Origin of the sequence: Pseudoalteromonas sp. 2CM37A, assembly GCF_023161885.1 — a bacterium.
GTDB lineage: Bacteria > Pseudomonadota > Gammaproteobacteria > Enterobacterales > Alteromonadaceae > Pseudoalteromonas > Pseudoalteromonas atlantica.
The window spans coordinates 378,100-402,467 of sequence record NZ_JALNTJ010000005.1; the positions used below are offsets into that span (position 1 = coordinate 378,100).

Annotated in this window: 24 protein-coding genes, 3 tRNA genes and 1 pseudogene; 13 read left to right on the forward strand and 15 right to left on the reverse strand. The window is 40.3% G+C overall.

The window, feature by feature from the left end; translation table 11 throughout:
- Window positions 1–2: 2 nt before the first annotated feature.
- The 3 genes from MTF68_RS14135 to MTF68_RS14145 all read right to left on the reverse strand — a co-directional run bounded on the left by MTF68_RS14135 (window position 3) and on the right by MTF68_RS14145 (window position 272).
- A tRNA-Asn gene (locus MTF68_RS14135) sits at window positions 3–76 on the reverse strand.
- Between the two features lie 21 nt (window positions 77–97).
- A tRNA-Asn gene (locus MTF68_RS14140) sits at window positions 98–174 on the reverse strand.
- Window positions 175–195: 21 nt separating this feature from the next.
- Window positions 196–272 (reverse strand) — tRNA-Asn (locus MTF68_RS14145).
- Between the two features lie 1,062 nt (window positions 273–1,334).
- On the opposite strand from MTF68_RS14145, the gene MTF68_RS14150 reads away from it, so the two are divergent.
- The 5 genes from MTF68_RS14150 (at window position 1,335) to MTF68_RS14170 (ending at window position 7,617) form a co-directional block, all read left to right on the forward strand.
- Window positions 1,335–2,705, forward strand: coding sequence for an MATE family efflux transporter (locus MTF68_RS14150; protein ID WP_024034193.1), 1,371 nt, complete (start codon window positions 1,335–1,337; stop codon window positions 2,703–2,705).
- Between the two features lie 4 nt (window positions 2,706–2,709).
- Complete coding sequence (gene uvrB, locus MTF68_RS14155) at window positions 2,710–4,704, forward strand: excinuclease ABC subunit UvrB (RefSeq protein WP_248462844.1); 1,995 nt, start codon at window positions 2,710–2,712, stop codon at window positions 4,702–4,704.
- A complete protein-coding gene (locus MTF68_RS14160) occupies window positions 4,705–5,658 on the forward strand; it encodes a class I SAM-dependent methyltransferase (RefSeq protein ID WP_248462845.1) in 954 nt (317 codons plus the stop codon).
- Window positions 5,659–5,806: 148 nt separating this feature from the next.
- Entirely contained in the window at window positions 5,807–6,478 is a 672-nt protein-coding gene (locus tag MTF68_RS14165; RefSeq protein WP_248462847.1) for a tRNA (adenine(22)-N(1))-methyltransferase TrmK, read from the forward strand.
- Between the two features lie 101 nt (window positions 6,479–6,579).
- A complete protein-coding gene (locus MTF68_RS14170; protein WP_248462849.1) occupies window positions 6,580–7,617 on the forward strand; it encodes a hypothetical protein in 1,038 nt (345 codons plus the stop codon).
- Here the strand turns inward: MTF68_RS14170 and MTF68_RS14175 are convergent.
- On the reverse strand, window positions 7,614–7,856 hold the full coding sequence (locus MTF68_RS14175; RefSeq protein ID WP_024034198.1) for a hypothetical protein: 243 nt from the start codon (window positions 7,854–7,856) through the stop codon (window positions 7,614–7,616). The genes MTF68_RS14170 and MTF68_RS14175 overlap by 4 nt on opposite strands.
- A gap of 344 nt (window positions 7,857–8,200) precedes the next feature.
- Here MTF68_RS14175 and MTF68_RS14180 point away from each other — a divergent pair, with 344 nt between their 5' ends.
- Complete coding sequence (locus MTF68_RS14180; protein ID WP_248462850.1) at window positions 8,201–8,650, forward strand: isoprenylcysteine carboxylmethyltransferase family protein; 450 nt, start codon at window positions 8,201–8,203, stop codon at window positions 8,648–8,650.
- A 100-nt stretch (window positions 8,651–8,750) separates the two neighbouring features.
- Here the strand turns inward: MTF68_RS14180 and queC are convergent, their stop codons facing one another.
- Window positions 8,751–9,407 carry a 7-cyano-7-deazaguanine synthase QueC gene (gene queC / locus MTF68_RS14185; protein ID WP_004589469.1) on the reverse strand — a complete coding sequence of 219 codons (657 nt, stop codon included), beginning with the start codon at window positions 9,405–9,407 and terminating at the stop codon, window positions 8,751–8,753.
- 145 nt (window positions 9,408–9,552) lie between these two features.
- On the opposite strand from queC, the gene queE reads away from it, so the two are divergent.
- Window positions 9,553–10,218: a 7-carboxy-7-deazaguanine synthase QueE gene (queE, locus tag MTF68_RS14190; protein ID WP_004589468.1), complete on the forward strand. Its 666-nt coding sequence runs from the start codon at window positions 9,553–9,555 to the stop codon at window positions 10,216–10,218.
- Window positions 10,219–10,758: 540 nt separating this feature from the next.
- Here the strand turns inward: queE and MTF68_RS14195 are convergent.
- Window positions 10,759–11,313 (reverse strand): hypothetical protein, encoded by a 555-nt coding sequence (locus MTF68_RS14195; protein ID WP_064386660.1) that lies wholly within the window; start codon window positions 11,311–11,313, stop codon window positions 10,759–10,761.
- Window positions 11,307–12,227, reverse strand: coding sequence for a hypothetical protein (locus tag MTF68_RS14200; protein ID WP_055016294.1), 921 nt, complete (start codon window positions 12,225–12,227; stop codon window positions 11,307–11,309). Before MTF68_RS14200 ends, MTF68_RS14195 begins: the two co-directional genes overlap by 7 nt.
- Window positions 12,228–12,749: 522 nt before the next feature.
- Here MTF68_RS14200 and MTF68_RS19730 point away from each other — a divergent pair.
- Together MTF68_RS19730 and MTF68_RS14210 are read left to right on the forward strand one after the other, a co-directional pair.
- Window positions 12,750–12,830: pseudogene (locus tag MTF68_RS19730) on the forward strand (twin-arginine translocation signal domain-containing protein); the annotation flags it as partial.
- 78 nt (window positions 12,831–12,908) lie between these two features.
- Window positions 12,909–13,406 (forward strand): lactoylglutathione lyase family protein, encoded by a 498-nt coding sequence (locus MTF68_RS14210; protein WP_029774549.1) that lies wholly within the window; start codon window positions 12,909–12,911, stop codon window positions 13,404–13,406.
- A 119-nt stretch (window positions 13,407–13,525) separates the two neighbouring features.
- On the opposite strand, the gene bcp is transcribed toward MTF68_RS14210, so the two are convergent.
- Both bcp and MTF68_RS14220 read right to left on the reverse strand, forming a co-directional pair.
- Window positions 13,526–14,005, reverse strand: coding sequence for a thioredoxin-dependent thiol peroxidase (bcp, locus tag MTF68_RS14215; RefSeq protein ID WP_029774548.1), 480 nt, complete (start codon window positions 14,003–14,005; stop codon window positions 13,526–13,528).
- A gap of 10 nt (window positions 14,006–14,015) precedes the next feature.
- Window positions 14,016–14,552, reverse strand: coding sequence for an ACT domain-containing protein (locus MTF68_RS14220; protein ID WP_029774547.1), 537 nt, complete (start codon window positions 14,550–14,552; stop codon window positions 14,016–14,018).
- A gap of 360 nt (window positions 14,553–14,912) precedes the next feature.
- On the opposite strand from MTF68_RS14220, the gene bamC reads away from it, so the two are divergent.
- Together bamC and MTF68_RS14230 are read left to right on the forward strand one after the other, a co-directional pair.
- Window positions 14,913–15,971: an outer membrane protein assembly factor BamC gene (gene bamC / locus MTF68_RS14225; protein WP_029772477.1), complete on the forward strand. Its 1,059-nt coding sequence runs from the start codon at window positions 14,913–14,915 to the stop codon at window positions 15,969–15,971.
- Window positions 15,972–16,041: 70 nt separating this feature from the next.
- Complete coding sequence (locus MTF68_RS14230; protein ID WP_248462851.1) at window positions 16,042–17,412, forward strand: YjiH family protein; 1,371 nt, start codon at window positions 16,042–16,044, stop codon at window positions 17,410–17,412.
- 120 nt (window positions 17,413–17,532) lie between these two features.
- On the opposite strand, the gene MTF68_RS14235 is transcribed toward MTF68_RS14230, so the two are convergent.
- The gene (locus MTF68_RS14235) at window positions 17,533–18,069 is read right to left on the reverse strand and encodes an acyloxyacyl hydrolase (RefSeq protein ID WP_248462852.1); all 537 of its coding nucleotides are present in this window, start codon (window positions 18,067–18,069) and stop codon (window positions 17,533–17,535) included.
- Window positions 18,070–18,315: 246 nt separating this feature from the next.
- Between MTF68_RS14235 and MTF68_RS14240 the strand changes: the two genes are divergently transcribed.
- Together MTF68_RS14240 and MTF68_RS14245 are read left to right on the forward strand one after the other, a co-directional pair.
- Complete coding sequence (locus tag MTF68_RS14240) at window positions 18,316–18,909, forward strand: ABC transporter substrate-binding protein (RefSeq protein ID WP_004589167.1); 594 nt, start codon at window positions 18,316–18,318, stop codon at window positions 18,907–18,909.
- 210 nt (window positions 18,910–19,119) lie between these two features.
- Window positions 19,120–20,457 (forward strand): ankyrin repeat domain-containing protein, encoded by a 1,338-nt coding sequence (locus MTF68_RS14245; RefSeq protein ID WP_004589168.1) that lies wholly within the window; start codon window positions 19,120–19,122, stop codon window positions 20,455–20,457.
- A gap of 287 nt (window positions 20,458–20,744) precedes the next feature.
- On the opposite strand, the gene MTF68_RS14250 is transcribed toward MTF68_RS14245, so the two are convergent.
- The 5 genes from MTF68_RS14250 to MTF68_RS14270 are packed head-to-tail and all read right to left on the reverse strand — an operon-like array spanning window position 20,745 to window position 24,265.
- Window positions 20,745–21,188, reverse strand: coding sequence for a DUF2069 domain-containing protein (locus MTF68_RS14250; protein WP_004589169.1), 444 nt, complete (start codon window positions 21,186–21,188; stop codon window positions 20,745–20,747).
- The gene (gene wrbA, locus MTF68_RS14255) at window positions 21,185–21,739 is read right to left on the reverse strand and encodes an NAD(P)H:quinone oxidoreductase (RefSeq protein WP_248462853.1); all 555 of its coding nucleotides are present in this window, start codon (window positions 21,737–21,739) and stop codon (window positions 21,185–21,187) included. Before wrbA ends, MTF68_RS14250 begins: the two co-directional genes overlap by 4 nt.
- Window positions 21,739–22,086 carry an arsenate reductase (glutaredoxin) gene (gene arsC, locus MTF68_RS14260; protein WP_248462854.1) on the reverse strand — a complete coding sequence of 116 codons (348 nt, stop codon included), beginning with the start codon at window positions 22,084–22,086 and terminating at the stop codon, window positions 21,739–21,741. The genes wrbA and arsC overlap by 1 nt, the downstream gene beginning before the upstream one ends.
- A gap of 54 nt (window positions 22,087–22,140) precedes the next feature.
- Complete coding sequence (locus MTF68_RS14265; protein ID WP_248462855.1) at window positions 22,141–23,598, reverse strand: M48 family metalloprotease; 1,458 nt, start codon at window positions 23,596–23,598, stop codon at window positions 22,141–22,143.
- Between the two features lies 1 nt (window position 23,599).
- Complete coding sequence (locus MTF68_RS14270) at window positions 23,600–24,265, reverse strand: hypothetical protein (RefSeq protein ID WP_004589173.1); 666 nt, start codon at window positions 24,263–24,265, stop codon at window positions 23,600–23,602.
- Between the last annotated feature and the right edge of the window lie 103 nt (window positions 24,266–24,368).

Consider the following 24,368-nt stretch of genomic DNA (forward strand, 5'->3'; position numbering starts at 1 on the left):
GGCTCCCCCTCCCCGACTCGAACGGGGGACCTGCGGATTAACAGTCCGTCGCTCTAACCAACTGAGCTAAGGGGGAATCGTTTATGATTGAAAAACTTGGCTCCCCCTCCCCGACTCGAACGGGGGACCTGCGGATTAACAGTCCGTCGCTCTAACCAACTGAGCTAAGGGGGAATCGTTTATGATTGAAAAACTTGGCTCCCCCTCCCCGACTCGAACGGGGGACCTGCGGATTAACAGTCCGTCGCTCTAACCAACTGAGCTAAGGGGGAAGCGTCATGCCTTTCAACGGGGCGAAATATTAATGATGGAGCCGCAAAGTGTCAACATATAAAAGTCATAAATTTAAAAAAGAAGTTTATTCGTTGTTTTTATGTTCGATCTGCGCATTTTATAACTCTATTTATGCAAAACACGGCGGTAAATCTCTATTTAGACTCACACCAATACGAAAAAAACAGCGCCGATAAAATAGCCATTGTTTAATTTATGTGTAAAAAATGCCGCTGAGACAAATTTTATCGCCGCAAATCAGTAAATTTGTATTTAACCTAGTTGTCATAAAACCGAGTATAAATTTTGCTAGCAGATCTTTTTAAAAAATCCAGTAGGGTAGTTTTTTCGTATTACGGTATTTAAGAGGAGTTAAACTAATAAAGCCGTGGCTGAAAACTTTATTTTAAAAAGCTGTACAAAAACAAAACTATCAATAAGTTGCTAAATATTTGCGTAAACTAATTAAGTCACTTTTAGCTGTATTAGGCACAAAGATTTGGCTTAGCTTAATTTTTTGTTTGCAAGCATTGATAAGTTTTTAACTTTAACTTTGAGCAAAGGTTGGACCTGAGCTGAATTTTAGCCAGTGCGCAAGCCTTTATAAATGCGGGCTCAGCTGAGTTATCCACGGTTTCTGTGGATAACTCTGTTTATGAAACTTTAAGAACACTGTCACGACCAGAGTTTTAGGGCGCTACAACGATTTCAAGCTTTTAAAACGATTTTTTTATTACTATAAAAAACATAGGGTTATAAATGCATGCTGAATTACCATGCAACGATGAGTAAATTAATTCGTTACGATAAAGATTAATACCGCGCTGTGTAAAAATTCAGCGAATTTGCAGGGTTAAATGTTAAAAAAGTAATAAAAATGTTCACTTATTGTTTTTTGGCGCTCTAAGGGCGTATTTGTGCACAAATGCTTAAAAATTCAACTTTAGCTATTTTTTTAATTGTTGCTTTATTATTAGTACGAAATCCATTGATAAATCCGTGGCTTGAATTGCTATGATGCTTTAAAATGGCTCGCTCAGTAAAAGAGGCTTATTTATTCCATGCGCGAAACTTCACATTCTCAATCACGCCCAGATTTACTTAACGATCCCATCTTGCCTACATTGAAAAAAATGACCATCCCGATGATATTTGGCATGGTCACGCTAATGATGTTCAATATAGTCGATACATTTTTTATCAGTATGCTGGGCACAGAGCCCCTTGCGGCGGTAAGCTTTACGTTTCCGGTAACCTTTACGGTAATAAGCCTAGCCATAGGTTTAGGTATTGGCACATCAGCGGTGATAGCGAAAGCCTTAGGCAGTAATAAAATAGAAGAGGCGCGTTTTGATGCCAGTGTGTCGCTTATTGTGGCGCTACTATTAGTTATTTTACTTTCGTTTGTTGGATATTTACTAATCGACCCAATATTCACTTTATTAGGGGCCGGACAATTAGTGCTGCCACTTATTCATGAATATATGAATATTTGGTTTATTGGCAGCGTATTTTTAATTACCCCTATGATAGGTAATTCGGTATTACGAGCCAGTGGCGATACTAAAACACCCAGCATAGTAATGGGTGGGGCAGGGCTGATTAATGCCATACTCGATCCTATTTTAATATTTGGCTGGGGCCCAGTACCGGCACTAGGCATTCAAGGTGCCGCTATTGCCAGTGTTATTGCTTGGGGCGTAGCGGTTATTATTATTTTATATGTGCTGGGCGTTAAAAAGCGGCTATTAAGTTTAAAAGCCGGTAATCAAACTGCGGCAAGTGCAATTAAAAAAGTACTTAAAATAGGTTTACCCGCAGCGGGGGCTAACATGCTTACCCCAGTAGCAATGGCAGTGATGACCGCACTCGTTGCCAATCATGGACCCGAAGCGGTTGCCGCTTTTGGTGTGGGCAGCCGTATTGAATCAATTGCCAGTATTTTAGTGCTGGCCTTATCGATGACATTGCCTCCTTTTGTTAGCCAAAACTTTGGGGCGGGTAAATTAGGCCGCGTAAAAGAGGCGTACATTGGTACGCTTAAATTTGTGATGATATGGCAATTTGCTATTTATATTTTACTCATTGCGCTGTCAGGGGTAATAAGCCAATTATTTGGTAAAGAACAAGCTGTAATCGATGTTATTAAGCTCTTTATATACACCATACCGCTAAGTTATGGTTTTCAAGGGGTGATCATTTTATCAAATTCATCGTTTAATGCTTTACACAAACCTATGAATGCATTGTTTTTAAGTATTATTCGTTTATTTGTTTTTTACCTGCCTTTTGCTTATGTAGGCAGTATGCTAGGTGGCTTGATTGGTTTATTTATTGGCGCTGCAATCGGTAATGTATTCACAGGGTTAGTCGCGTACAAATGGTTTGTAAAAGAGCTAGATGCAATATGCAGTAACACGGTAACGGAGTAAATGAATGAGTGATCACTTTGAGCTAAAGTCACAATTTAAACCCGCGGGCGACCAACCCACAGCGATTAAACAGCTTGAAGAAGGCTTAGAAGCCGGGCTTGCGCATCAAACCTTACTCGGTGCTACAGGTACAGGTAAAACATTTACCATGGCCAATATTATTAGCGATTTAAATCGCCCAACAATAATAATGGCGCATAATAAAACACTTGCCGCGCAGTTATATGGAGAGATGAAAGAGTTTTTTCCTAATAATGCAGTTGAGTATTTTGTATCTTACTACGATTACTACCAGCCAGAAGCCTACGTGGTTGCCAGCGATACGTTTATAGAAAAAGACGCCTCTATTAATGAGCACATAGAGCAAATGCGTTTAAGTGCTACTAAGGCATTGCTTGAGCGCCGCGATACCATAATAGTGGCTTCTGTGTCGGCTATTTATGGTTTGGGCGACCCCGACTCATACATGAAAATGATGCTGCTTTTAAAAGTAGGCGAACAGGTCGACCAACGCGATATGCTGCGCCGTTTAGCTGAGCTGCAATATACCCGTAACGACATTGACTTTAGCCGTGGTACTTACCGTGTACGTGGCGAAGTTGTTGATATATTTCCTGCCGAGTCAGACACCTATGCAGTACGCGTAGAAATGTTTGATGACGAAATAGAGCGCCTTAGTATTTTTGATCCCCTTACTGGTGCGGTAGAAAAACACATAGTTCGTGCCACTATTTACCCTAAAACGCACTATGTAACGCCACGCGAAAAAATTCTTGATGCCATAGAAAAAATAAAAGCCGAGCTTAAAGAACGCAGAGCGCAATTATTAAGTGCCAATAAATTAGTAGAAGAGCAGCGCATAGCGCAGCGAACACAATACGACATAGAAATGATGACCGAGCTTGGTTATTGCTCGGGCATAGAAAACTACAGCCGTTATTTGTCGGGGCGTACACCGGGCGATCCACCACCCACATTACTCGATTATCTTCCTGATGATGCATTAATGATCATCGATGAATCGCACGTAACCGTATCGCAAATAGGTGCCATGTATAAAGGCGATAGAAGCCGTAAAGAAAACCTAGTTGAATATGGCTTTAGAATGCCATCGGCGATGGATAACCGCCCATTGCGCTTTGAAGAATTTGAAGCCATAGCACCACAAACGATTTATGTATCTGCAACGCCGGGTGATTTTGAATTAGAGCGCAGCGCAGGCGAAGTAGCAGAGCAAGTTATACGCCCAACTGGCCTGTTAGACCCAGAAATAGAAATACGCCCTGTAGGCACTCAAGTAGATGATTTACTCTCAGAAATTTATAAATGTGTAGAAAAAGGTGAGCGAGTATTGGTAACTACGCTTACCAAGCGCATGTCAGAAGATTTAACCGATTACTTAAGCGAGCACAATGTAAAAGTACGTTACCTGCACTCAGACATAGACACAGTAGAACGCGTTGAAATAATTCGTGATTTACGCGCCGGTGTGTTTGATGTGTTAGTGGGTATTAACTTATTACGAGAAGGTCTAGATATGCCAGAAGTGGCGCTAGTTGCCATTTTAGATGCCGATAAAGAAGGCTTTTTACGCTCAGCACGTTCGCTTATTCAAACCATTGGCCGTGCTGCTCGCCACCTCGACGGGCGCGCCATTTTATACGCCGATAAAGTAACTAAATCGATGGACAAAGCGATTAGCGAAACACAGCGCCGCCGCGAAATACAACACGCCTTTAATATAGAGCACGGCATTGAGCCGCAAGCCTTGGTTAAAAAGATCACCGATATTATGGATGTGGGCGAAGAAGCCGCACCACAAGATAACCTTAAGCTGGTACGTAAAGAGTCTAAAAAAATACTCAGTGCGAAAGAAATTGCCACACAAATTAAACAGCTTGAAAGCAAAATGCATGCTTATGCCAGCGACCTTGAATTTGAAAAAGCCGCGTCTGTACGCGACGAAATACACGAACTACAACAACAGTTGATTAACTAAATGACACCCGATTTTTCGCCCCTAATAAGCGCGCTTGAAGATGCGCCATTACTACAAAACGAACTATGCCGCGTATTTCATGGCCGCGGCCATAGCGTGGCATCGCTAAGCCATATTAATTTAGACTTTTATCCGCCAAGCTTGTTTTTAATTTCGTACGAAGAAATTGACGAAGCCACGTTAAATACACTGACCAGTACCCTTTGGGCGTGGGCGCAACAGCATCACCCTGAATTAATATCTGCATTGGTGTATCAACAGCGCGCGGGTGTACAAAGCAGCAATCGTTTAGTGCATGGTAATCTTCCCTCGCCACATGTGGTAAAAGAAAACGGCATTGGTTTTTTAGTGGATTTAACAAGCCGCCAAAACACCGGAATATTCCCCGATATGCGAAGTGGGCGTGAGTTTGTCTCTGCCAATAGTAAACATGCAAAAGTACTTAATTTATTTTCATATACGTGTGGTTTTTCCCTTGCGGCAATGCAAGGCGGGGCTGATCACGTTATGAACATGGATATGAGCAAAGGCGTACTTAAAGTAGGTAAGCAAAACCATCAACTTAATGGCTTTGAGCGCGGAGTGAGTTTTTTACCGCACGATATTTTAAAGTCGTTTGGTAAATTAAAAAAAGCAGCGCCGTTTGATTTAATTATTATAGACCCGCCAAGCTTTCAAAAGGGCAGCTTTATTCTAACTAAAGATTACCAAAAGGTGCTGCGCAGATTACCCGAACTACTGTGCGATACCACACAGCTTTTATTATGCGCTAATAGCCCAGAGCTTAGCGAAGATGCGTTTAAAGCTTTAATAAACGAGCACACCCAAGGAGCAATAGAATTTGTTGAGCGCCTTGCACCAACGGCCCGTTTTGTAGAAGTAGACAGCAATAAAAGCTTAAAAGCGTTAGTGTATAAAACGGCGCATACCGCAACTTATACCAATTCGCAATAATACTTAATCACTTTAAGGGGCTAAACGTGTCGCTATCTGTGTTAAAAAACTCTCATTTAGAACAACTTAATAGCGAATTTTTTGCCTAGCTATCAACACGTTTTTCCAGCCTCAAAATAGATCACTTAATTAAGCTAATTGGTATTAAATGAAACTGAGTAAGCGTTTAAACGCAATTAATGCGTTAATTTCTAACCCCGTTGATGTTATTTGGGATTGCTGCTGCGATCATGGTTACTTAGGCATTGCACTATTAAAGCGCCGCGCTGCAAAACAGATTAATTTTGTCGATGTGGTAGATAAAATAATGACCGAGCTGAGCGAGCACCTTACAAATATTAGCCAAACACTGCCAAGTGGTGCGCAATATAAAGTACATTGCCAAGATGTAAGAGAAATAAAGCTCGTTCCAAATGCGTTAAATACTGTGGTTATTGCAGGTGTTGGTGGCGAGCTGTTACTAAAACTTGTTACTGGCATTATTAAAAACAATTGCGTGGCATCTGTAGCAAGCACCCGCTTTATAGTTTGCCCTATACACCATACTTATCATTTGCGCAGTGGTTTAGCCAAATTAGGCTTAGGCATTGAGAGCGAGCAATTAATCACTGAAAACAACCGCTATTATGAGCTTATAGAGGTAAGTCAACGTAGCACTGCGTTGCTCACATCTACCGGTAACAGCATGTGGGATTTAAATAATGCATCGCACAGGCAATACCTTAAACAGTTACTCACTCATTATAATAAAATGCTTAATAAAGATGAGCTTTATTATCAAAAAGTTATAACAGATTATAAAAAACTCAGCGACGCTTAAAAATGGCTTATTTAGCGCTAATAGTGTGATCTAATGCAAGGCGCAAAAACGTAACATCAACATAGATTATATCGCCTTGCGCGAGTTTATTTGGTTTATGTATGTCAGATAAAAAAAGTCGCATTGAGCCGCTGCTCAGTGCAGAGCAAAAATGGCAAAACAGCTACGAGCAGCCAATTTCGTATGCTCCATTAGTGCAACTTGCTAATAACAGCTGGATAGTTCCACAGCACTTTTTACGCTATAAACACACCTTACAAAGCGTTAATCAAGTACTAGAAAATATCAATTTTTCAGCGCACTTTAGAGTGCTTGCTGCACAAAAAGGTCAGCAAATTTATTTACAAGTTGCCGTACTCAGCCCCGATAATTACAAAACCAGTAGTTACGCGGGTGAGGGCACAGCAAAAAAATTACTGTTTGGCAGGCGCTGGATAGTAGAGGAAAACTTACCAACCTCCGAGCTTATTCAAACAGCGTTTTTAGCGCTTAAAATAGCGCGAGAGCACGAGGTAAGAGAGCTGTTTCAACTTACTCACAGCAATAATACCACCAGCACGCCATTTAATAATCATCATGATTTACCGGTTATGGCACAAAATGCAGAGCTTGTTATTGCACACGCGCCGCCGGGCAATGGGGAGCGTCATACTATTGATCAGTTATTAAAACGGGTAGTATTTGCAGGTGCTAAGGTATCACTAAGTGCTATGCAGCAAATAAGCTCGCAGCAGTGGTTATACACCTTAAAATTACACTGCGACACTTGTCAGCTTACTGAATTTAATAATAAAACCTTTGCATTTTTAACCAGTGATAGCAGCGCAAATAGCTTTTTACATGGCCTTATTAATGCCCTGGTTGATATTAGTAATGAGTATGTGAGTGAGCAATTTAAATACCAAGGGTTTGCCCGATTTAGTAAACACAATTGCGTAGAAAAAATTGGTGCACTTAGTGTGGCAATGCGCTCGCCAAAAGTGTTGGGACTGTGCTCGCTTGGCAAGCAACATGCAAATAAGCTTAATTTTGAAATTGATAGTTCGCGTGCGCCACAAGGTTGCGGCCAAGCTATAGATGGGTTTTTAGCTGCCCACGGTATAGAGCAGCCAGAAAATGCACATTTATATCGTTTTTAAAGGCGGTTAATCTCTTCTTTTGTGGTGTAGCTTGAGTCTGTCACTATGGCCTCAAGCGTTTGCACGCGCTCTTTTAAAGCAACCACTTGCGCACTTACCTCGGCCAGTTGTTTATTTGCATCTTGGTTGCTATCTTGCATTTTGTGTTTAAATTCAAGGTGCTTTTTGTACATATCGTAAATAACCCCAGAGCCAACCGATATAAGCACAATAAGTACTATCATTGTAGTGCCTGACATAACCACTTCCTTTTTATAGTTTTAACTGTTGCATAAAGTATAACCATATTTAGCAGCGGTTAAACCTGACAATTGTAACTTTATTTGTCGATTGCAGCGTGCAGTTGTGTTCATCATTGATACACCTGCGTTATTGTTTAATAACTAATGGCGTAATTAATAAGTCTATTTGAGATTAAACCGTGTGACTTTAAAGCCAACATTTTTATTGTGTTGCTTTCATCTGCAGTTTTAACGCGCTCTATGCCAGCGTTAACCTTGTATTTAATTGTGTATTAATGCAAACGGGTATAGTGTTTACAGACTTATAGGTCCTTATTTTATAATCAATACAGTGAGTTGCTATGTTAAATAATAAAATACCTCCGGTTATTGTCGTGCTCGTTTTTGCAGGCATTATGGCGTTAATAGCCCATTACAGTGTGATTGATTTTACAGCGTTTATTGCCTACTTAGCAGCAAGCTTAGTCATTATAGGGTGCGCATTTTGTATAGCCGCAGTGGTAAGCTTTAAACTTGCACGTACCACAGTTAATCCAAATAAGCCTGAGCAAGCATCAAAGTTGGTAACCAGTGGCATATATAAAATTTCACGTAATCCTATGTATGTAGGCTTTGCGTTTATTTTAGCAGGCTGGGGTATTTGGCTTAGTTCGCTGTGGGCACTTTTATGTGTTGCTGGGTTTATTGCTTATTTAACGTTTTTTCAAATAATTCCTGAGGAGCGGGCGCTTAGCAAATTATTTGGCCAAGAATTCACAGAGTATAAAAACAAAGTAAAACGCTGGTTGTAATTTACAAGCAAATACAAAAAAGGCTATCGAGATGATAGCCTTTTTGCGTTCAGCGCTAATAAATTAACCGTACTTTCACTGAAAACCCCGTAACTAGCGGTTATTCGTATTCGATTGGATCAGTGACGTTATTAAGCGAAAATGCCTCTAAACGTTCTTGGCAGGCGCCACATTTACCACAGGCTTTTTCGCGTCCGTTATAACAAGTCCATGTTTGGCTGTAGTCTAAGCCCATTTTTATGCCATCGGTTAAAATATCAATTTTGGTGTTATTTAAGTACGGGCTAAAAATTTCTACAGCGTCGTAGTTAGCAATACGACATACATCATCCATTTTTTGCACAAACTCAGGACGGCAATCAGGGTAAATAGCATGATCCCCCGAATGCGCGCCATAATATACTTTGCTCGCTTTTAAAGACACAGCGTAACCAACCGCCAGCGAAAGCAAAATCATATTACGATTAGGCACTATGGTGCTTTTCATGCTTTCTTCTTCGTAATGACCTTCTGGTACATCAATATCATCAGTCAGTGATGAGCCGCCAATAAGCTGGTTAATAGCTGATATATCTACAATTTTATGTGGAACATTAAGTTTTTCACACACGTTTGCAGCCACTTCAAGCTCTTTAACATGACGCTGACCATAGTCAAATGAAAGGGCATAAACATCATGGCCTTGTTGTAAGGCTTTATTTAATACGGTAAACGAATCCATACCGCCGGAATAAATAACAACTACTTTTTGCGTCATATCTGGATTGCTCTTTAGTTTTAATAGAGGTTTATATCAGGGCGCGATATACTACACGGCCGCAGCTTAAATAACAATTTTTGGGCAGCGCTTTTTCGTCTTTTATAGTAGCAATTTTGCAGCTAGGCAGTAAGTGAGATCTCTTTTGTACAAAATTAATGAAGTGTTTGAAACCATCCAAGGTGAAGCAAGTTTTACCGGCACACCCTCAATATTTTTGCGTTTGCAAGGCTGCCCAGTGGGCTGCGCATGGTGTGATACTAAACAAACTTGGGAAGTCGATAACGTGTACAAAGTATCGCTTGATGAAACGGTAGAAAAAAAAGCCGATTCAGATCATTGGGCCGATGCCAGCGCCGAGCAAGTACTTGAGTTGTTTAAATCACGTGGCTATACAGCCAAGCATGTTGTAATTACCGGCGGCGAGCCGTGTATGTACGATTTAAACCCAGTGTGTAAGCTATTGCACGATAACGGCTTTACAACACAAATAGAAACCAGCGGCACCTTTGAAATACTTGCCCCTGAGCAAACCTGGGTTACCGTATCGCCTAAAATTAACATGCGCGGCGGCTACGAAGTACTTACCAGCGCCATGAAGCGCGCCAACGAAATAAAGCACCCAGTAGCGATGCAAAAGCACGTAGAAGAGCTTGAAGCGCTATTTGCCAAAACAGGTGTTAACCCTAAGCTTGTATACTTACAGCCAATCAGCCAAAAAGTGTCAGCCACTAAATTAGCCATCGACACCTGTATTGCCAAGAACTGGCGTTTATCGGTGCAGGTACATAAGTATTTAGGGATTAGCTAAAGCGCAAGAGCAGCTGTAAGTGCTTAGCTGTAAGCGATAAGCTGCTCGGCGTTAATTCGTAGGTTGGGTTGAGTGAAACGAAACCCAACGAACCTCCAATACCCACACCCCAATAATCCCGTATTATATATTTGAAAACGTAGGTCGGATAAGCGAAGCGCCATCCGACGCAGTAACTTATTTAAGGTTCGACAAATATAAATAGCTAATTAATTTATGATGTATGAAGTCAAGATTTGACCCCTTAGGTTCTCCATAAGTATTCAGGGATTAGCTAAAGCGCAAGAGCAGCTGTAAGTGCTTAGCTGTAAGCGATAAGCTGCTCGGCGTTAAGTTATATTACGTAGATACAAGGTTGGGTTGAGCGAAACGAAACCCAACACCATAACCCCATTACTCACTCTTTATATAAACCACCGCACCAGCTTATTTAAACACGTAGGTCGGATAAGCGAAGCGCCATCCGACGCAAAAAATTGAATACCGTAAAAATAAATTGGTTTCTGCTAAAAGCTCAGCAAGGGTAGCAACGCTTTTAATTTAATCTTTCTTTAGATATTCAGCTACCTCAAGCACTTGCTCATGAGTGCCTGTAGGTAAAAGTTTGTCTACATTGTAGTCGTAGCATAAATACTCTTCTTTACTCCAAACTGAAGACGTTTTGCTTCCAACTAAAAGCTTACTGCCACTCGCGCATTGGGTATAACCATTAGCGCGAGCTGCAATTTGCCAAGTTACATAATTCGCAACAAGCGTTACTATTGAAACCACGAGCATTACACCAACAGCTTGTCCCAATTTCATTTTTACTTTTTCATAAATAGGCTTTTTAAATAACTTCGATAAAATATCAAAAACACCGATAAATGACCCCAGCCATAAAACTATACTGCCTGGAATCATTAAAATATCAGCGGTAGACGAAACAATTATTGGATAAATACTATATGGGTATAAAATCCCTTGTATTATTTCGCTAAAAAGATAAGAAATCATTAGCCAAGTAATACCAACACTTAATAGAATTGTAAACACAACAGCAAATATAAAAGTAGGATCTAAACTATTTAATCGTAACTTAAATGAATCTACCATGGATTAACTAGCTCACTTAAAAAGCTGTTGAGATCTTTTCTTGCTTTGATCTTTATAGATTTCAGGAATGAGTTTACCGTGGCTATATAAACCCTATGAATTTCTTCTCCAGTAGTTTTCATTAACTGTCTTTCTTTATACTCTAGATATTTTATGAATGATTTGGTTATTTTAAGCCTTTCATCAATTGAATTTAGCCCCATACTTACAATAACCCCTATAATAATCCCCGAACCAATAGCTACAACAGCTACTGTTCCACTAGCAAGTGCTATACCTGCCAAAATACCAGCCAGAGCCCCTATAACAGCTTTAACGATATCAGTACTCGTTGTTGCCAACCAGTTTGTCCAACGATAATCCTCTTCAAAAAGCCAATTGATGCTATTCAGAGTCACAGAAAAAAATACTGAAATATAAAAACCGCTTTTAGCTCCTTGTTTCAAAGCCTCTTTACCTACACCAACGTTTACTACTTGTGTATTATTAGCAAGATACCTTGTTCCTCTAAGAATAGTCCTAACTTTGTGATTACCTTTAAAAACGATATATTTCTTTCCATTGCGAGTAATGGGCTCGTATTTACCAAAGATGTTTCCTGAACGCTTAAAGTCGTTATATATAGCTAAAAAAGAAGGTGTGTCTTTTATTGCAGAGCCAAATGTAGCAGCATTTGCTAACGATATTTGAGCAAGAGACAAACCTGTAACTTCTGAAAGATACTGTTCAATTTCCGCTTGAGATTTTCCACGCGCAGATTGAACTGCCACCCAGAGTTTTAAAAACTCTTCGTGGGTAAGTACAAAAATATCTGTTTGGTATTTATTAAAGTCACTCTCTAGATTCGAACGCAGTTTATCTTTGTTGATACTTGGATGATTGTGAGGTTGATAATTCAGAAATGGACCTGGCATGCATTTTTATCCTTTAAGTAATTAATTTAATCCTTTAATTTAGTACCCATTATAAAAGATGCATTGTCTAAAACAACCCCAATGTATAATAATAGTCAAAATTTACCATCCACATGAAATACAATAGCCACATCAACAATGCTCAATAGATAAGTGTCTGTTTAATAATATATTATTAAACACTAAAGTTGTTCATGTGACCATTTCCAAAAGTTTAGGAACTTAGTTGATAGTTACTAAAATAATTTAAGTGATGAGTAACTCATATGGTACTTTTTAAAGTAAGTAATTTATTTTTTTTGATATAAATATTTTAATCCCTTTTTATATTGCTCTTGAATACCAAGCCTATGATAAGCCGTTCAACTATAGTGGCTAGGCTTATCAAAAACTCATACCACCATCACAAAACGTAATCATTAATATCATATTTGATAATTTTTTGTCCTTACTACATTCATTTATCATGGCAAATTAATTCCTTTAATTACATTTAACGCCTTTGCCGTTAAGGAACATGCCATGAGTAAAAAAGAGCTAAATCGAAGAGACTTTATGAAGTTATCGGCTGCTGGGTTGGGTGCTGCCGCGCTACCTATGCTGTTTACAAGTTTAAATGCTAATGCCAACCTGCAAGCAGCTGATAAAGGCGAGCAAGCAAATGGCTTAGACGATTCGCCAATGCCTTATCCGCGCACGTTTTCGCATATTGGTGTGTCAGTGCCAAACTTAGAACAAGCTGTTAAATTTTATACTGAAGTGCTGGGCTGGTATTTAATTATGAAACCCACACAAATAACAGAAGATAAGTCACCTATTGGTGAAATGTGTACTGATGTATTTGGTGCTGGGTGGGGCAGTTTTAAAATAGCCCATTTATCAACAGGGGATAGGGTGGGGGTTGAGCTATTTGAATTTAAAAATCAGCAAAACCCAAAAAATAATTTTGAGTATTGGAAAACGGGAATATTTCATTTATGCGTACAAGACCCTGATGTAGAAGGACTCGCTGATAAAATAGTGGCCGCGGGCGGTAAAAAGCGTATGAAAGCGCCGCGCTATTATTACCCAGGGGAAAAACCATACCGCATGATTTACATGGAAGACCCGTTTGGCAATATTTTAGAAATTTATAGCCACAGTTACGAGCTTATATATTCAAGTGGCGCTTATGGTTAATTAATTATGTAACGCGTCACTGTGCTTCACTGTACTTCATTGAATAAACGCTAATAAAAAAGCGTAGCCCTAGAGCAACGCTTATGTATATTTTTTACAGCTTACAGCTTACAGCTTACTTATTCCGCCGCTAAGTAATCCAACACTACTTGATGGTGATCTTTGGTTTTAAACTTATCAAATAAGTGTTTAATTTTACCGTCTTGGCCTACTAAAAAGGTTAAGCGGTGAATACCATCGTATTCTTTACCCATAAACTTTTTGTAGCCCCATACGCCAAATGCTTCAGCAATGGCGTGATCTTCATCGGCGAGTAAATCAAAGTTAAGCTCTTTTTTAGTTTCAAAGTTTTTAAGGCGCTTAATAGGGTCTGGGCTAATACCTACAACGCGGGTGTTAAATTGAGCAAGCTGCGCTTGTTGGTCACGTAAGTTTTCGGCTTGAACCGTACAACCCGGTGTAGAAGCTTTAGGGTAAAAGTACACCAGTACTTGTTGCTCTTTTAACAGCTCACTTAAGGTGACTGTTTCGTCGTTTTGGTTTTGTAAGCTAAATTCTGGTGCTGTATCACCGGCTTGTAATGGGCTAATTTTGTTCATGCTGTGCTCCTTAGCGAATACGTTTAAAAATATAATCTACGTTAAGACTGTGCGAAAGGTTTTCAAAGGTCACTTTAAATTGGTCTATATCAACCTCTACTGGGATATTAAACTCAATTTCGCAGCGCATTTTAGTGTCGGTTTCTTCATCGTAGGTGTCTGACTTTAATGAGCAGATACTAATGTGGTGATCGGCAAAAAAACGCGTTACTTTACTCAGTGTACCTGGGGTGTCTATCCCTGTGTATTCAAGGGTATAGCCTGCGCAAAATTCACTTTCGGTGTGGCGAGTGGTGCTGCGCTTCATCATGGTGAGTAGGCCTAGCTCCATGCCTTTAGTAGGCAAGGTGTGCTCTATGCGGCTAATGGCCGACATATCGCCGCTTAGCAGCATGGTAAAGGTAAATTCGCTGCCTAAAATGGCTATTCGGCTATCTATAATGTTGCAATGACAATCACTTACAAGCTGTGTAAGTTCACTTACAATTCCCGGTCTATCTTCGCCAATAGCGGTTAAAACAATTTGATGATTTGAAAATGCAGTCATGAAGTTTAATACCTACGTTTTTTGAAATATAACAACCGAGTTGGTATAGCCCGCTGCGCATACACTACGTTGCACGGCGGCGAAGTTTAACACAAAAAGCGCCCTAAACTACATAGGCACTTAATTAAAGGCGCTTTAAAGCGTTGTGTTCCTTGTTTTTACTGGCACAGGAAAGTACCATAGCTAAAATTTGTCTTTTTGTTGTGATTGATTTTATAACACTTAGGTGTGAACTTTATTGCAATTAGACAGCCAAATAATAAATGTAAAGTTAATGTTGATTTTACACTGAACCAAATTCGGTATTACCCACTCATATACGTGTAAAACAATTAAAGGGTATGCTAAGGAGAAATATCTGTGCAGTATTGGATCCCAAAAGCACTTGCAGTGAGTGTATTGGTAAGTTTATCAGGGTGTAATGTTTTTATTAATGAAGCGCACAACGAACGCAATTATCGTACGCATGAAGGTGTTAAAACCCCGCCATCGTTATCTCAACCAGCGCAAGATCCGGTTTATAAAATGGATGTGGGTCAATACGATAACAACCCTGAGGCAACAAACTATCGTCCACCAGCACAGGTTTTAACTGTTGCTAAAGGTAGCTGGGTAGAAGAGGGCGATAAACAAGCGCGTATTTACTTTGATAAAAACGATGGCATTGTTGATTTAGATGAATTTGTTTGGGACTCAATTAAAGCGGTTATTGCCGAAAATAATGCAACAACCACAAAAGAAGATAAGCTACTTGGTATTATCGAAACTGACTGGTACTCAATAATTAAAGCTGAAGAGAGCTGGTTATGGGGCGATGAGGTAAGCGAAAACCAAGAGCGTTTTAGATTCACAATTGAAGAAAAATCGCATCAGCGTACTGCTTCGTTACGCGCTGAACTTATTGACTTTAAAGGTGATGATACGTTAACCGATTTACTTAAGCAGCAATTAGAAGTACGCGCGCTTAACCAAGTTGTGGCTGAATTTGATTATCGCTACCGTCAGTTAGAAGTAGAAAACCGCAAGCGCCAAGGTATTATTTCTTTAGAAATGGGCTTTGATAACAAAGGCAATGCTGCACTTGTTACTGAGCAATCATACGATGCAGTATTCGACCGCTTCTCGGGCTTTTTAGAACGCCTATCGTTTACTATTGTTGAGATTAAAACCGATACCGGCTTAATAACTGCCGACTACAACAAGCCAGAAAGCAGTGTATGGGATTCTATTTGGGGCGACGAAGTTGCGCAGCTTCCAATTGAAGAAGGCCAATACCAAATTTTAGTGAGCAAAACTAAAGAAGGCGGTACAAGCTTAACCTGGATGGATGACAAAGGCGAAACACTCGAACCTGGCACCATGAATGGTTTACAACAAGCGTTAGAAGCAGCACTTATTCAGCGCGGCATCAAAATTTAATAATTAATAATAAGTTTTTACTACAAAAAGAGCGCTTTGCTCTTTTTGTAGTTTTTATGGATTAAAAAATATGTCTCAGTTACCTCCTCGCGGGCACTATACGTGGCGCACTTGGTTTACTTTTTTAGTACCGTCGTTAATTGGTGTGTTTTTATTTATGACACCCATTCCTACCGCAGACGGGATGACCATTCCTATTGCGTTAATGGCTAAAGGCGTGCAAGCGTTGATGTCTGGCTCTGCGCAAGCAATTATTACCCTCATTATTTGTATTACTGGCGTTATGTCGGTGATCACCAAAGTATTTAAACCCGCCGCTATTTGCCAATCACCCCTGTTAAAGCATTTATTTGATGTGAGTGTAGTGTGGTTAGTGGTGCGTTTATTCGGTATGGCGTTTGTGCTAATGACCCATTTAGGGTTAGGTAGCGAGGCAATTACCTCTGCAAGCACAGGCGCTTTGGTATTAAACGACTTATTACCTGTTTTGTTCTCGGTATTTATACTGGCCGGTTTATTACTGCCTTTACTAATTAACTTTGGGTTATTAGAGCTTGCAGGCACTATGCTAACCAAGGTAATGCGCCCTGTATTTGGTGTACCTGGGCGAAGTGCAGTTGACTGTACTGCGTCGTGGTTAGGTGATGGCAGTGTTGGTATTTTAATGACCGCAAGGCAGTACGACCAAAAGCACTACACGCAGCGCGAAGCCGCTATTATTGGTACTACGTTTTCGGCGGTTTCTATTACCTTTAGCTTGGTGGTTTTAGGCCAAGTGAAATTAGAGCACTTATTTGCCCCATTTTATGCCACCGTATGTTTAGCCGGTGTAGTTGCCGCTATTATTGTGCCGCGCTTACCGCCACTTCGCTTTAAAAAAGACTTGCTTATTGATGGTAGTGAGCCAAATCGCGATGCTGAGGCTATCCCAACGGGTAAAAGCTTAGTAGGGCACTCACTTGATGTAGCATTAGCAAAAGCCAATAACTCGTCGGGCTTTAAAGGTACCTTAAAAGAGGGTATACATAATGCACTTGATATGGTGTTTGGTGTACTGCCTGTTGTAATGGCCGTAGGAACATTCGCACTTATTATTGCTGAGCACACGCCGGTATTTCAATATTTAGGTATGCCGTTTGTGCCATTTTTAGAGTGGTTACAAGTACCCGAAGCACAGGCCGCGGCACAAACTATTATGGTGGGATTTGCCGATATGTTTATTCCGTCAATTTTAGCTGCGGGTACCATTGAAAGTGATGTAACTCGCTTTATTATTGCCGCAATGAGCGTAACTCAGCTAATTTATATGTCTGAGGTTGGCGCACTTTTACTGGGTAGTAAAATACCGGTAAACATTGTTGAGCTGTTCGTTATATTTATTTTACGTACACTTATTACGCTGCCGGTTATTGCCTTAATGGCGCACTGGTTAGTTGGCTAGTAGTGTATTTTAATTATAAAAAGCCCTGATTTATCAGGGCTTTTTTGTGGCTAGTTATTTCAATTCACCCTAATACTTAACCCTTTTAAGTGGCAAATTGATACTAAATACGAATGAAGATTAAAAACGCCTTGCCACTGAAAGAGTTAAAAAGTTTAAACCTGGGTTAGGCTCTTTAAATCCGGCGTTTGAGTAATGAATAACCCGAAGCGCTACGTTAGTGTGGCCAAAGTCTGCAACTAGGCCAATACGGTCTTCAAATTGGTAGTGAGTACTAATATTTTTGCCCGCAAATTTAGTTTCATCAATAAGCGATACGCCAATACCTGCTTCAATATAAAACGGGGTATTATGAAAACTAAAAGCAGGAAACTGCAGTACGGGCGACATAGCCAAAACAAGATTAGATTGCGAGTTGTCACCATGGCGGTATTCCCACATATTAACGCTGGTTTCAAAATAAAAGCGCGCATCGCCCACTAAGTTTTGTAAGCTAGGGGCGTGATATTGGTAAGCCAGCTTAACGCCATTCACGTTGCCTTCGCCTTTGAGAAAATCTACGGCGTAACCATGATAAGACTGCGCAAACGCCGTGTTACCCCATACAGAAATAACTAAAAATAGAATAAGTGTGAAAGTTTTATATACCGTTTTCATAACTGCCAAATTGGTGTGTGAGTCGAATGAGTAAATAAATGATAAGGGCGGGCCATTCACATTTTCAATGAGGACAAAATGCCGCTTGTTTATGGGGTGTTAACAGGGAAGGCTTAACTAATTGAAAATAAATAGCTTATTTAATTGGTGCTGTTTTGGCATTAATAAGGTGCATTTTTGTGTCTGTTTTTGTGGCTTAAAATCGCGTAATTTAGCCACATCTTAATCACACACATGGTCACGCTCATGAAACTTTTTAACACTATTTTTATTGCTGCTGCCTTTTTTAGCAGCGCGTTATTTGCGCAAACGGCGCAGTCGCCTCAACATATGCTTGAAGGCGTTGCCGATACGCTTTTTAGCGATATTGCAAAAGTAAATGCACAAGGCGATGCAAGCAAAGCCGATATGGCGCGCATTGTAGAGACGCGTTTAATGCCAAACATAGATATTAAGTTTGTGTCGTTTAAATTGCTTGGTAAGCACATTAAAGGCATTGAGCGCGAGCAAGCTGTACGTTTTATTGATGCAGTAGAGCATTATTTAACAGGTACTTACGCAGGTGCGCTAATGAAGTACACCGGCCAGCAAGTAGTATTTGAACAAGATACCGCGAAAAGCGACTCTGAGTACGCGACGGTTAAAACGCAAATTATTGAGCCAAATGCGCCCGTGATTGATCTGCATTTTAAGCTGCGCCAAGGTAAAGACCAGCAATGGAAAGTATACGACATTGTTGCCGAAGGTATTTCGCTTTTAAGCGCTAAGCAAAAAGAGATCATTCAACGTATTTCTGATGTCGGTTTAGAGCAAGTAATTACCGAGCTAAAAAATAAATAGTTCACTTCCTGATTAAGACCCTCTCCAACCACAAAAGCAGCCGCACTAAAGTGTATTGGCTGCTTTTATATTTTCTTAATATTCATCTACTTTAAGCTCGCAGCAAAAAAAAGGTGTGATAGAATATCAGCACGTCGATTAAGCGTGGTGTCAGCTAAAAACTGCTATAACTGACGCCTCATCAAGCTACACTGGAGTTGTGCTGTTTTAATGGAAAATGTACTGATTTGGCCAAAGGAATACCCATTACTTATTAAAGGACTTGTAGAACAAAACGGTGCCTTTATTTTAGATGCTTTAGAAGCTTGGCCTGCATGTCGTTCTACTATTGAAGATGACGGTGTATGCACCACTGTGCTACCACCCATTTACTATTTGATATGGTTAACCCCGCTTGAACCCTTTGAAGAGTGTTATTTTCAGCATATTAGTGAATATGACGAAGATGCGCACGCTTACATTGCTGCTGTTAAAAATCATTATTTAGATAACGAATACACAAGCGAATCAATGGCGCTAATGCTGTGCCAGCGCTTAGAAAAATACGCCAGTGTGGCGGCGCAAAACGCACTTGATACGCCGCTTTCGTTGTTTAGCTTATTATTTAGTAAACGCTATTTTTCGTTAATTGAACATGCCTTAAATAGTGGCAGTAAATTAAGTGCACACGATACGCTAGCACTGTGGCAAGAAGTTGATTTTAGAGAGCGTTTAAGTGCTTTTTTACCTGAATCGGTCGCTGATTTAAACGAACTTACAGAGCTTGCCAGTCAAAAAGTAGCAAACGGTAAAGACTATTTTACGCTGTTAACGCAAGTATCGCCGGATGTTGATTCTATTGTATTGCTTGAAAAAGCATTACTTGCTCATTTAAGCCAAAAAAGCGCAAAGCAAACCATGGCGATGCGTTTCATAGAGCAAGGTGCCACTGGTACATTGGCTGATGAAAACAATAAAACAGCGTTTATGTGGGCAGCCGAAAAGGGCTATGTCAATGTGATAGAAACCCTGTTGGCTAAACAGGATCAAAAAGCGCAAGACACCTTAGGCAATACTGCACTGCATTATGCAGTGTTAGCTAAAAACGAAACCCTTATGGTGCTATTACTAAAAGCAGGTTACGACTTTAGAGCACGTAATAACGAAGGCTTAAGCTGTTACCGGTTAGCAGTAAGTATTAAAGCAAGCAATTTAGTTAAATGCCTTGAGCGCGATTTTGGTATAAAAGAGCTTTCGCCAGAAGGGCAGTTTAACCGCATTAAAAAGGTGCACGCCTTACACGCAATTGTCACTATTTTATTGCCATTGCAGCTGTATTTCTTTTTTGATGAAAGCATTGCTATAAAAAGTGAGCTGACTTTAATTTTTACATTGATTGCATCGGTGTGTTTTTTCTTTGCGGCGAGCTTAAAGCGCTGTGCGCTCTATCCACATATAAAGCACCCGTGGGGATTATTTGTGTTGCGTGTTTTTTCGTTGTTAAGCTTAATAGCTCAGCTTGGATTAGCCAGCATAGTTGCACTGGCTGCACTGAGCGAATTAGTGTAGCGGCCGCCATGGCAAACTAAAAGCCTAAAAAAACGCGCTTACATTGTTATGTTAAGCGCGTTTTTTGTATGTATAAGCTATTATACCAATCCGCAATAATATCTAATCATTTTGCGGGGCTAAACGTGTCGCTATCTGCGTTAAAAAACTCTCATTTAGAACAACTAGATAGCGAATTTTTTGCCTTGCTATCAACACGTTTTTCCATCCTCAAAATAGATTACTTACTTATGCGGATTGGTATTATTTCAACTTTCAGCTTAAATAATTTATTTTGCGAATTAGTATTATTTATTGTATTCGTTAGCGGCTTTTTCCTCTGCGAGCTCTTCTTTAAGCTTACGTATTTTTAAGCCTTGCTCTTGCCCGCGGTGCCTTGCGTAATACGTGCAGCCAATAAACATGGCAGAGGCAAACACAAGCTCTAATAACACCCATATTAGCTCATCAGGTGCAGCCCATAACATGGTTAAGCCGTGTATAAAGTACAACATAACAACAAAATTAGCCCAGGCGTAAGTGTAAGTGTTGTCTTTAATAAAGCCTCTTAAGGGCAACAGTAAAGGGATTATAGGCACAAACAAGGATACAAAACTTGCGTTGCCATTTAGCGGAGGTACAAAGTACATCCACAGAGGAAATAAAAGTAATAAACCCACATAGCCAAAAATAGCGGTGCGCTGAAATTTTACAGTAATTGGCTTTTTAGCAGGGGTGTCAGCGGTATTCATTGAAGTTTTCTCGCAATGTGAGTGAGGCGTTTACCAACGCTTTGGCATATTTTAATTTCGTCTTTACTTAAAGTATTCGTATTATTACTGCCGGCTACATGTGTTGCCCCGTAAGGTGTGCCGCCGGTTTGCGTAGCTAGTAACTCTGGTACTTCGTAAGGTACCCCTAATAACATCATGCCGTGGTGTAGTAGCGGTAATGATAAATTAAGTAAGGTGGCTTCATTGCCGCCATGCATACTGCTTGACGATGAAAACACACAGGCTGGTTTATCTATTAACTGGCCTTTTAGCCATAGATCGCTGGTGGTTTCCCAAAACGTTTTTGCTTGCGATGCCATCATGCCAAATCGGGTAGGTGTACCAAACGCAAGGCCGTCGCAATTTATTAAATCATCTTTTGTAATTACTATATCGTGCGGATTTTTAGCAACAAAGGTACGCAATACGGCTGTGGCACCCTGTTGCTCTATAGATTCGGCTATTTCGTGCGCCATAGCCTCAACCGAGCCATGGCTTGAGTGATACAGGACAACAATGCGAGTCGTCATTATAATACGCTTAATACGTTTTCAGTCGGACGGCCAAGGGCTGCTTTACCGTTGTTTTGTACAATAGGGCGTTCAATAAGTTTAGGGTTGTCTACCATGGCGTTTATTAGCGCTGACTCGTTGGTTTCTTCTTTTAGGTTAAGCGCTTTGTATGCATCTTCTTTTGTGCGCATTAGCTGGCGAGCTGAGCTAAACCCTAATTGTTCTAAAAGTTGGCTTATTTGCTCATGGTTAAGCGGTGTTTTTAAATACTCTACTACGCTTGGTGTTACGTTGTTTTGTTCTAGTAATGCGAGGGTTTCACGCGATTTAGAACAACGTGGATTATGATAAATAGTAACTGACATACAATTAGTTCCAAAATGTAATTTGCCGCTATTTTAGGGCAAGCGCTGACAGACTTAAAGCCTTGCCAGCTCTTTTTGTAAACGGCGATACTGAGTAAGCAAGGCTTTTAGGCGTTGCTGTTTAACCAGCTCTGTGGGTTCTACGAAGTTAAGCGCTTTTTGGATTTCGTCTGCCGCTTTAATATACGCGCCATATTGCGATAACACATCAGCATTGGCCTCATGATAAGCGGCAAGCTTGTCTTGCTTTTTATAGGCATCGGCTAATAGCTGTTTACCTAAGTTGTGGTCGGGTTTTTCAAGTAAAAAGCTTTTTAAAATGTTTTCAGCTAGTTCAAACTGCTCAGCCTCTAATGCTGCATTTGCATAGTTTAAAGTAATAACTTGGTTGTTAGGGCGATAGTTGTTTAGTTCAGCCAAAAATTTTACCGCTTCGTCGGCTTTTTTTTGCGCTATTAGTAAATCGGTATGGGTATCGATATAAAATAAATTTTTAGGGCTTTGTGCTAATAGCGGCTCTAAAATTTCGGCGGCTTCATCTAGTTTATCTTGATCAAGTAAGCTTATGCCCAAGCCGTATTTAAGCGCGGTGTTGTTGTAACTGTTTTCGCGCATTAATTTTTTAAATAACGCTTCGGCATTTTCGGGCTTATTGGCATAACGAGCAAGTACTCGGCTTTTTGCTAAATTAAACTCAAGGCTTGGGTTTAAATGGCGCACAGGGAATTGCTCTGCACGTAGGCGTACGTCAGATACACGGCTCTCTGGCAATGGGTGAGTAAGTAAAAAAGCGGGTGGTTTGTACTTATATCTTATTTGCGCTGAAAGTTTAGTTAAAAATTCACTTGATGCACGGGCGTCAAAACCGGCGTTATTAAGGGTTTGCATACCAATTCTGTCGGCTTCTTGCTCGGCAGCACGGCTGTGAGTTAATTGGCTAAACGCAGCTTGGGTTTGGTTAGCCGAAATAATAGCAATACCTGCATCGGGAGCAACAACGGTGGCTAATATACCGGCTATCATGCCTGCAATAGTCAGTGCGCTGTTGTCTTGTTGTTGCTTAATACGACGAGCTAAATGGCGCTGAGTTACGTGCGCTATTTCGTGCCCAAGTACAGAGGCAAATTGGCTTTCGTTATCTGATTGCGCAATAAGCCCCGTATGCACACCAACATGCCCGCCGTAAAAAGCAAAGGCGTTAATTTCGTTGTTATTTACCCAAAAAAACGAAAAAGGAAAACGCACGTCGTTTGCATTAGCCACAAGTTTTCGGCCAAGTGTGGTTAAGTATTCGTCTAAAACGGGGTCGTTTACTACCGGTGATGAGCCTCTTATTTGCATCATCATCACTTCGCCAATGGCTTGTTCTTTTTCAAGTGGCAAAACTTGTAGCGCAGACGTGCCTAAATCGGGTAGCGTAAAGTTTGTTTGTGCCTTTAACGGCTCACTAACCAGTAGGCTAAAGGTAAGCGCGGCACTGCATAAAGTGATAAAGGCTGATTTTAGCTGCATTTTATTCCTTGTTAATTTGTTCACCAATGGCAATTTTTGCTATGTCAATTTCATCGCTGCTTGCACGGCTGTCTTTTTCGCACAATTGGTAGAGTTCTTTTATTGTGACTCCATCAAGCTTTACAACGTTCAATTCCTGCTGCAAAAATTTAATAATTTTATGTACTACCTTATGTGCATGTAAAATAATGGCTTTATCGGCCTTGTCGCCGCGCTCAAAATAAAAGCCAATAAACTTATGGAGCTGATTTATGCGGATCAGGTTTTTCATTGAATGCGGATCCCATACTTTAAACTCCATAAAGCGGTTATCTTTAACGTATTGATCAATAATTATATCTTTAGCATAGGGTTGCGCCCAGAGCTCAAAGCCTCGGTCGGTAAATACTTGGTGTAGCGCTATACGCGGCTTATGCTTGGTGTGTATTTCACCAAAATCATCTTCATAGCCATCAAGTAAGTCTAAGTTCCAATTGCGTTTATTGATCAGGCTTTTTACAGCATTATCAAATCCGTGCTCCAATATTCCTTCAGATTCGCTGACCGAAGAAGCAACAAGATGATAAAAAGGCGGGAGCTCTCCCCAGTTTATCTGCTTTTTATACCAATTAATCTCTTTGAGAGTTGGATTACTAGGTAGTTGCGCTTTATTATGCGTGCCAGGCATTAACTTATCCTTACTGCTAATTATGTTATAAGGATAAACCATTGCTGGAATGGTTTTAAGAAAAAGTTACTGCTGTTCACATTTTATAAATAGAATGACCGAC

What these genes read in the sequence shown, in the direction of transcription:
- queC (WP_004589469.1), bottom strand. Translation starts at nt 9,407, where the DNA reads ATGACGCAAAAAGTAGTTGTTATTTATTCCGGCGGTATGGATTCGTTT.
- MTF68_RS14160 (WP_248462845.1), top strand. Translation starts at nt 4,705, where the DNA reads ATGACACCCGATTTTTCGCCCCTAATAAGCGCGCTTGAAGATGCGCCA.
- MTF68_RS14240 (WP_004589167.1), top strand. Translation starts at nt 18,316, where the DNA reads ATGAAACTTTTTAACACTATTTTTATTGCTGCTGCCTTTTTTAGCAGC.
- arsC (WP_248462854.1), bottom strand. Translation starts at nt 22,086, where the DNA reads ATGTCAGTTACTATTTATCATAATCCACGTTGTTCTAAATCGCGTGAA.
- MTF68_RS14210 (WP_029774549.1), top strand. Translation starts at nt 12,909, where the DNA reads ATGCCTTATCCGCGCACGTTTTCGCATATTGGTGTGTCAGTGCCAAAC.
- MTF68_RS14250 (WP_004589169.1), bottom strand. Translation starts at nt 21,188, where the DNA reads ATGAATACCGCTGACACCCCTGCTAAAAAGCCAATTACTGTAAAATTT.
- MTF68_RS14195 (WP_064386660.1), bottom strand. Translation starts at nt 11,313, where the DNA reads ATGGTAGATTCATTTAAGTTACGATTAAATAGTTTAGATCCTACTTTT.
- MTF68_RS14165 (WP_248462847.1), top strand. Translation starts at nt 5,807, where the DNA reads ATGAAACTGAGTAAGCGTTTAAACGCAATTAATGCGTTAATTTCTAAC.
- MTF68_RS14220 (WP_029774547.1), bottom strand. Translation starts at nt 14,552, where the DNA reads ATGACTGCATTTTCAAATCATCAAATTGTTTTAACCGCTATTGGCGAA.
- bcp (WP_029774548.1), bottom strand. Translation starts at nt 14,005, where the DNA reads ATGAACAAAATTAGCCCATTACAAGCCGGTGATACAGCACCAGAATTT.
- MTF68_RS14150 (WP_024034193.1), top strand. Translation starts at nt 1,335, where the DNA reads ATGCGCGAAACTTCACATTCTCAATCACGCCCAGATTTACTTAACGAT.
- MTF68_RS14200 (WP_055016294.1), bottom strand. Translation starts at nt 12,227, where the DNA reads ATGCCAGGTCCATTTCTGAATTATCAACCTCACAATCATCCAAGTATC.
- MTF68_RS14170 (WP_248462849.1), top strand. Translation starts at nt 6,580, where the DNA reads ATGTCAGATAAAAAAAGTCGCATTGAGCCGCTGCTCAGTGCAGAGCAA.
- MTF68_RS14175 (WP_024034198.1), bottom strand. Translation starts at nt 7,856, where the DNA reads ATGTCAGGCACTACAATGATAGTACTTATTGTGCTTATATCGGTTGGC.
- MTF68_RS14235 (WP_248462852.1), bottom strand. Translation starts at nt 18,069, where the DNA reads ATGAAAACGGTATATAAAACTTTCACACTTATTCTATTTTTAGTTATT.
- MTF68_RS14180 (WP_248462850.1), top strand. Translation starts at nt 8,201, where the DNA reads ATGTTAAATAATAAAATACCTCCGGTTATTGTCGTGCTCGTTTTTGCA.
- MTF68_RS14270 (WP_004589173.1), bottom strand. Translation starts at nt 24,265, where the DNA reads ATGCCTGGCACGCATAATAAAGCGCAACTACCTAGTAATCCAACTCTC.
- uvrB (WP_248462844.1), top strand. Translation starts at nt 2,710, where the DNA reads ATGAGTGATCACTTTGAGCTAAAGTCACAATTTAAACCCGCGGGCGAC.
- MTF68_RS14265 (WP_248462855.1), bottom strand. Translation starts at nt 23,598, where the DNA reads ATGCAGCTAAAATCAGCCTTTATCACTTTATGCAGTGCCGCGCTTACC.
- MTF68_RS14245 (WP_004589168.1), top strand. Translation starts at nt 19,120, where the DNA reads ATGGAAAATGTACTGATTTGGCCAAAGGAATACCCATTACTTATTAAA.
- MTF68_RS14230 (WP_248462851.1), top strand. Translation starts at nt 16,042, where the DNA reads ATGTCTCAGTTACCTCCTCGCGGGCACTATACGTGGCGCACTTGGTTT.
- wrbA (WP_248462853.1), bottom strand. Translation starts at nt 21,739, where the DNA reads ATGACGACTCGCATTGTTGTCCTGTATCACTCAAGCCATGGCTCGGTT.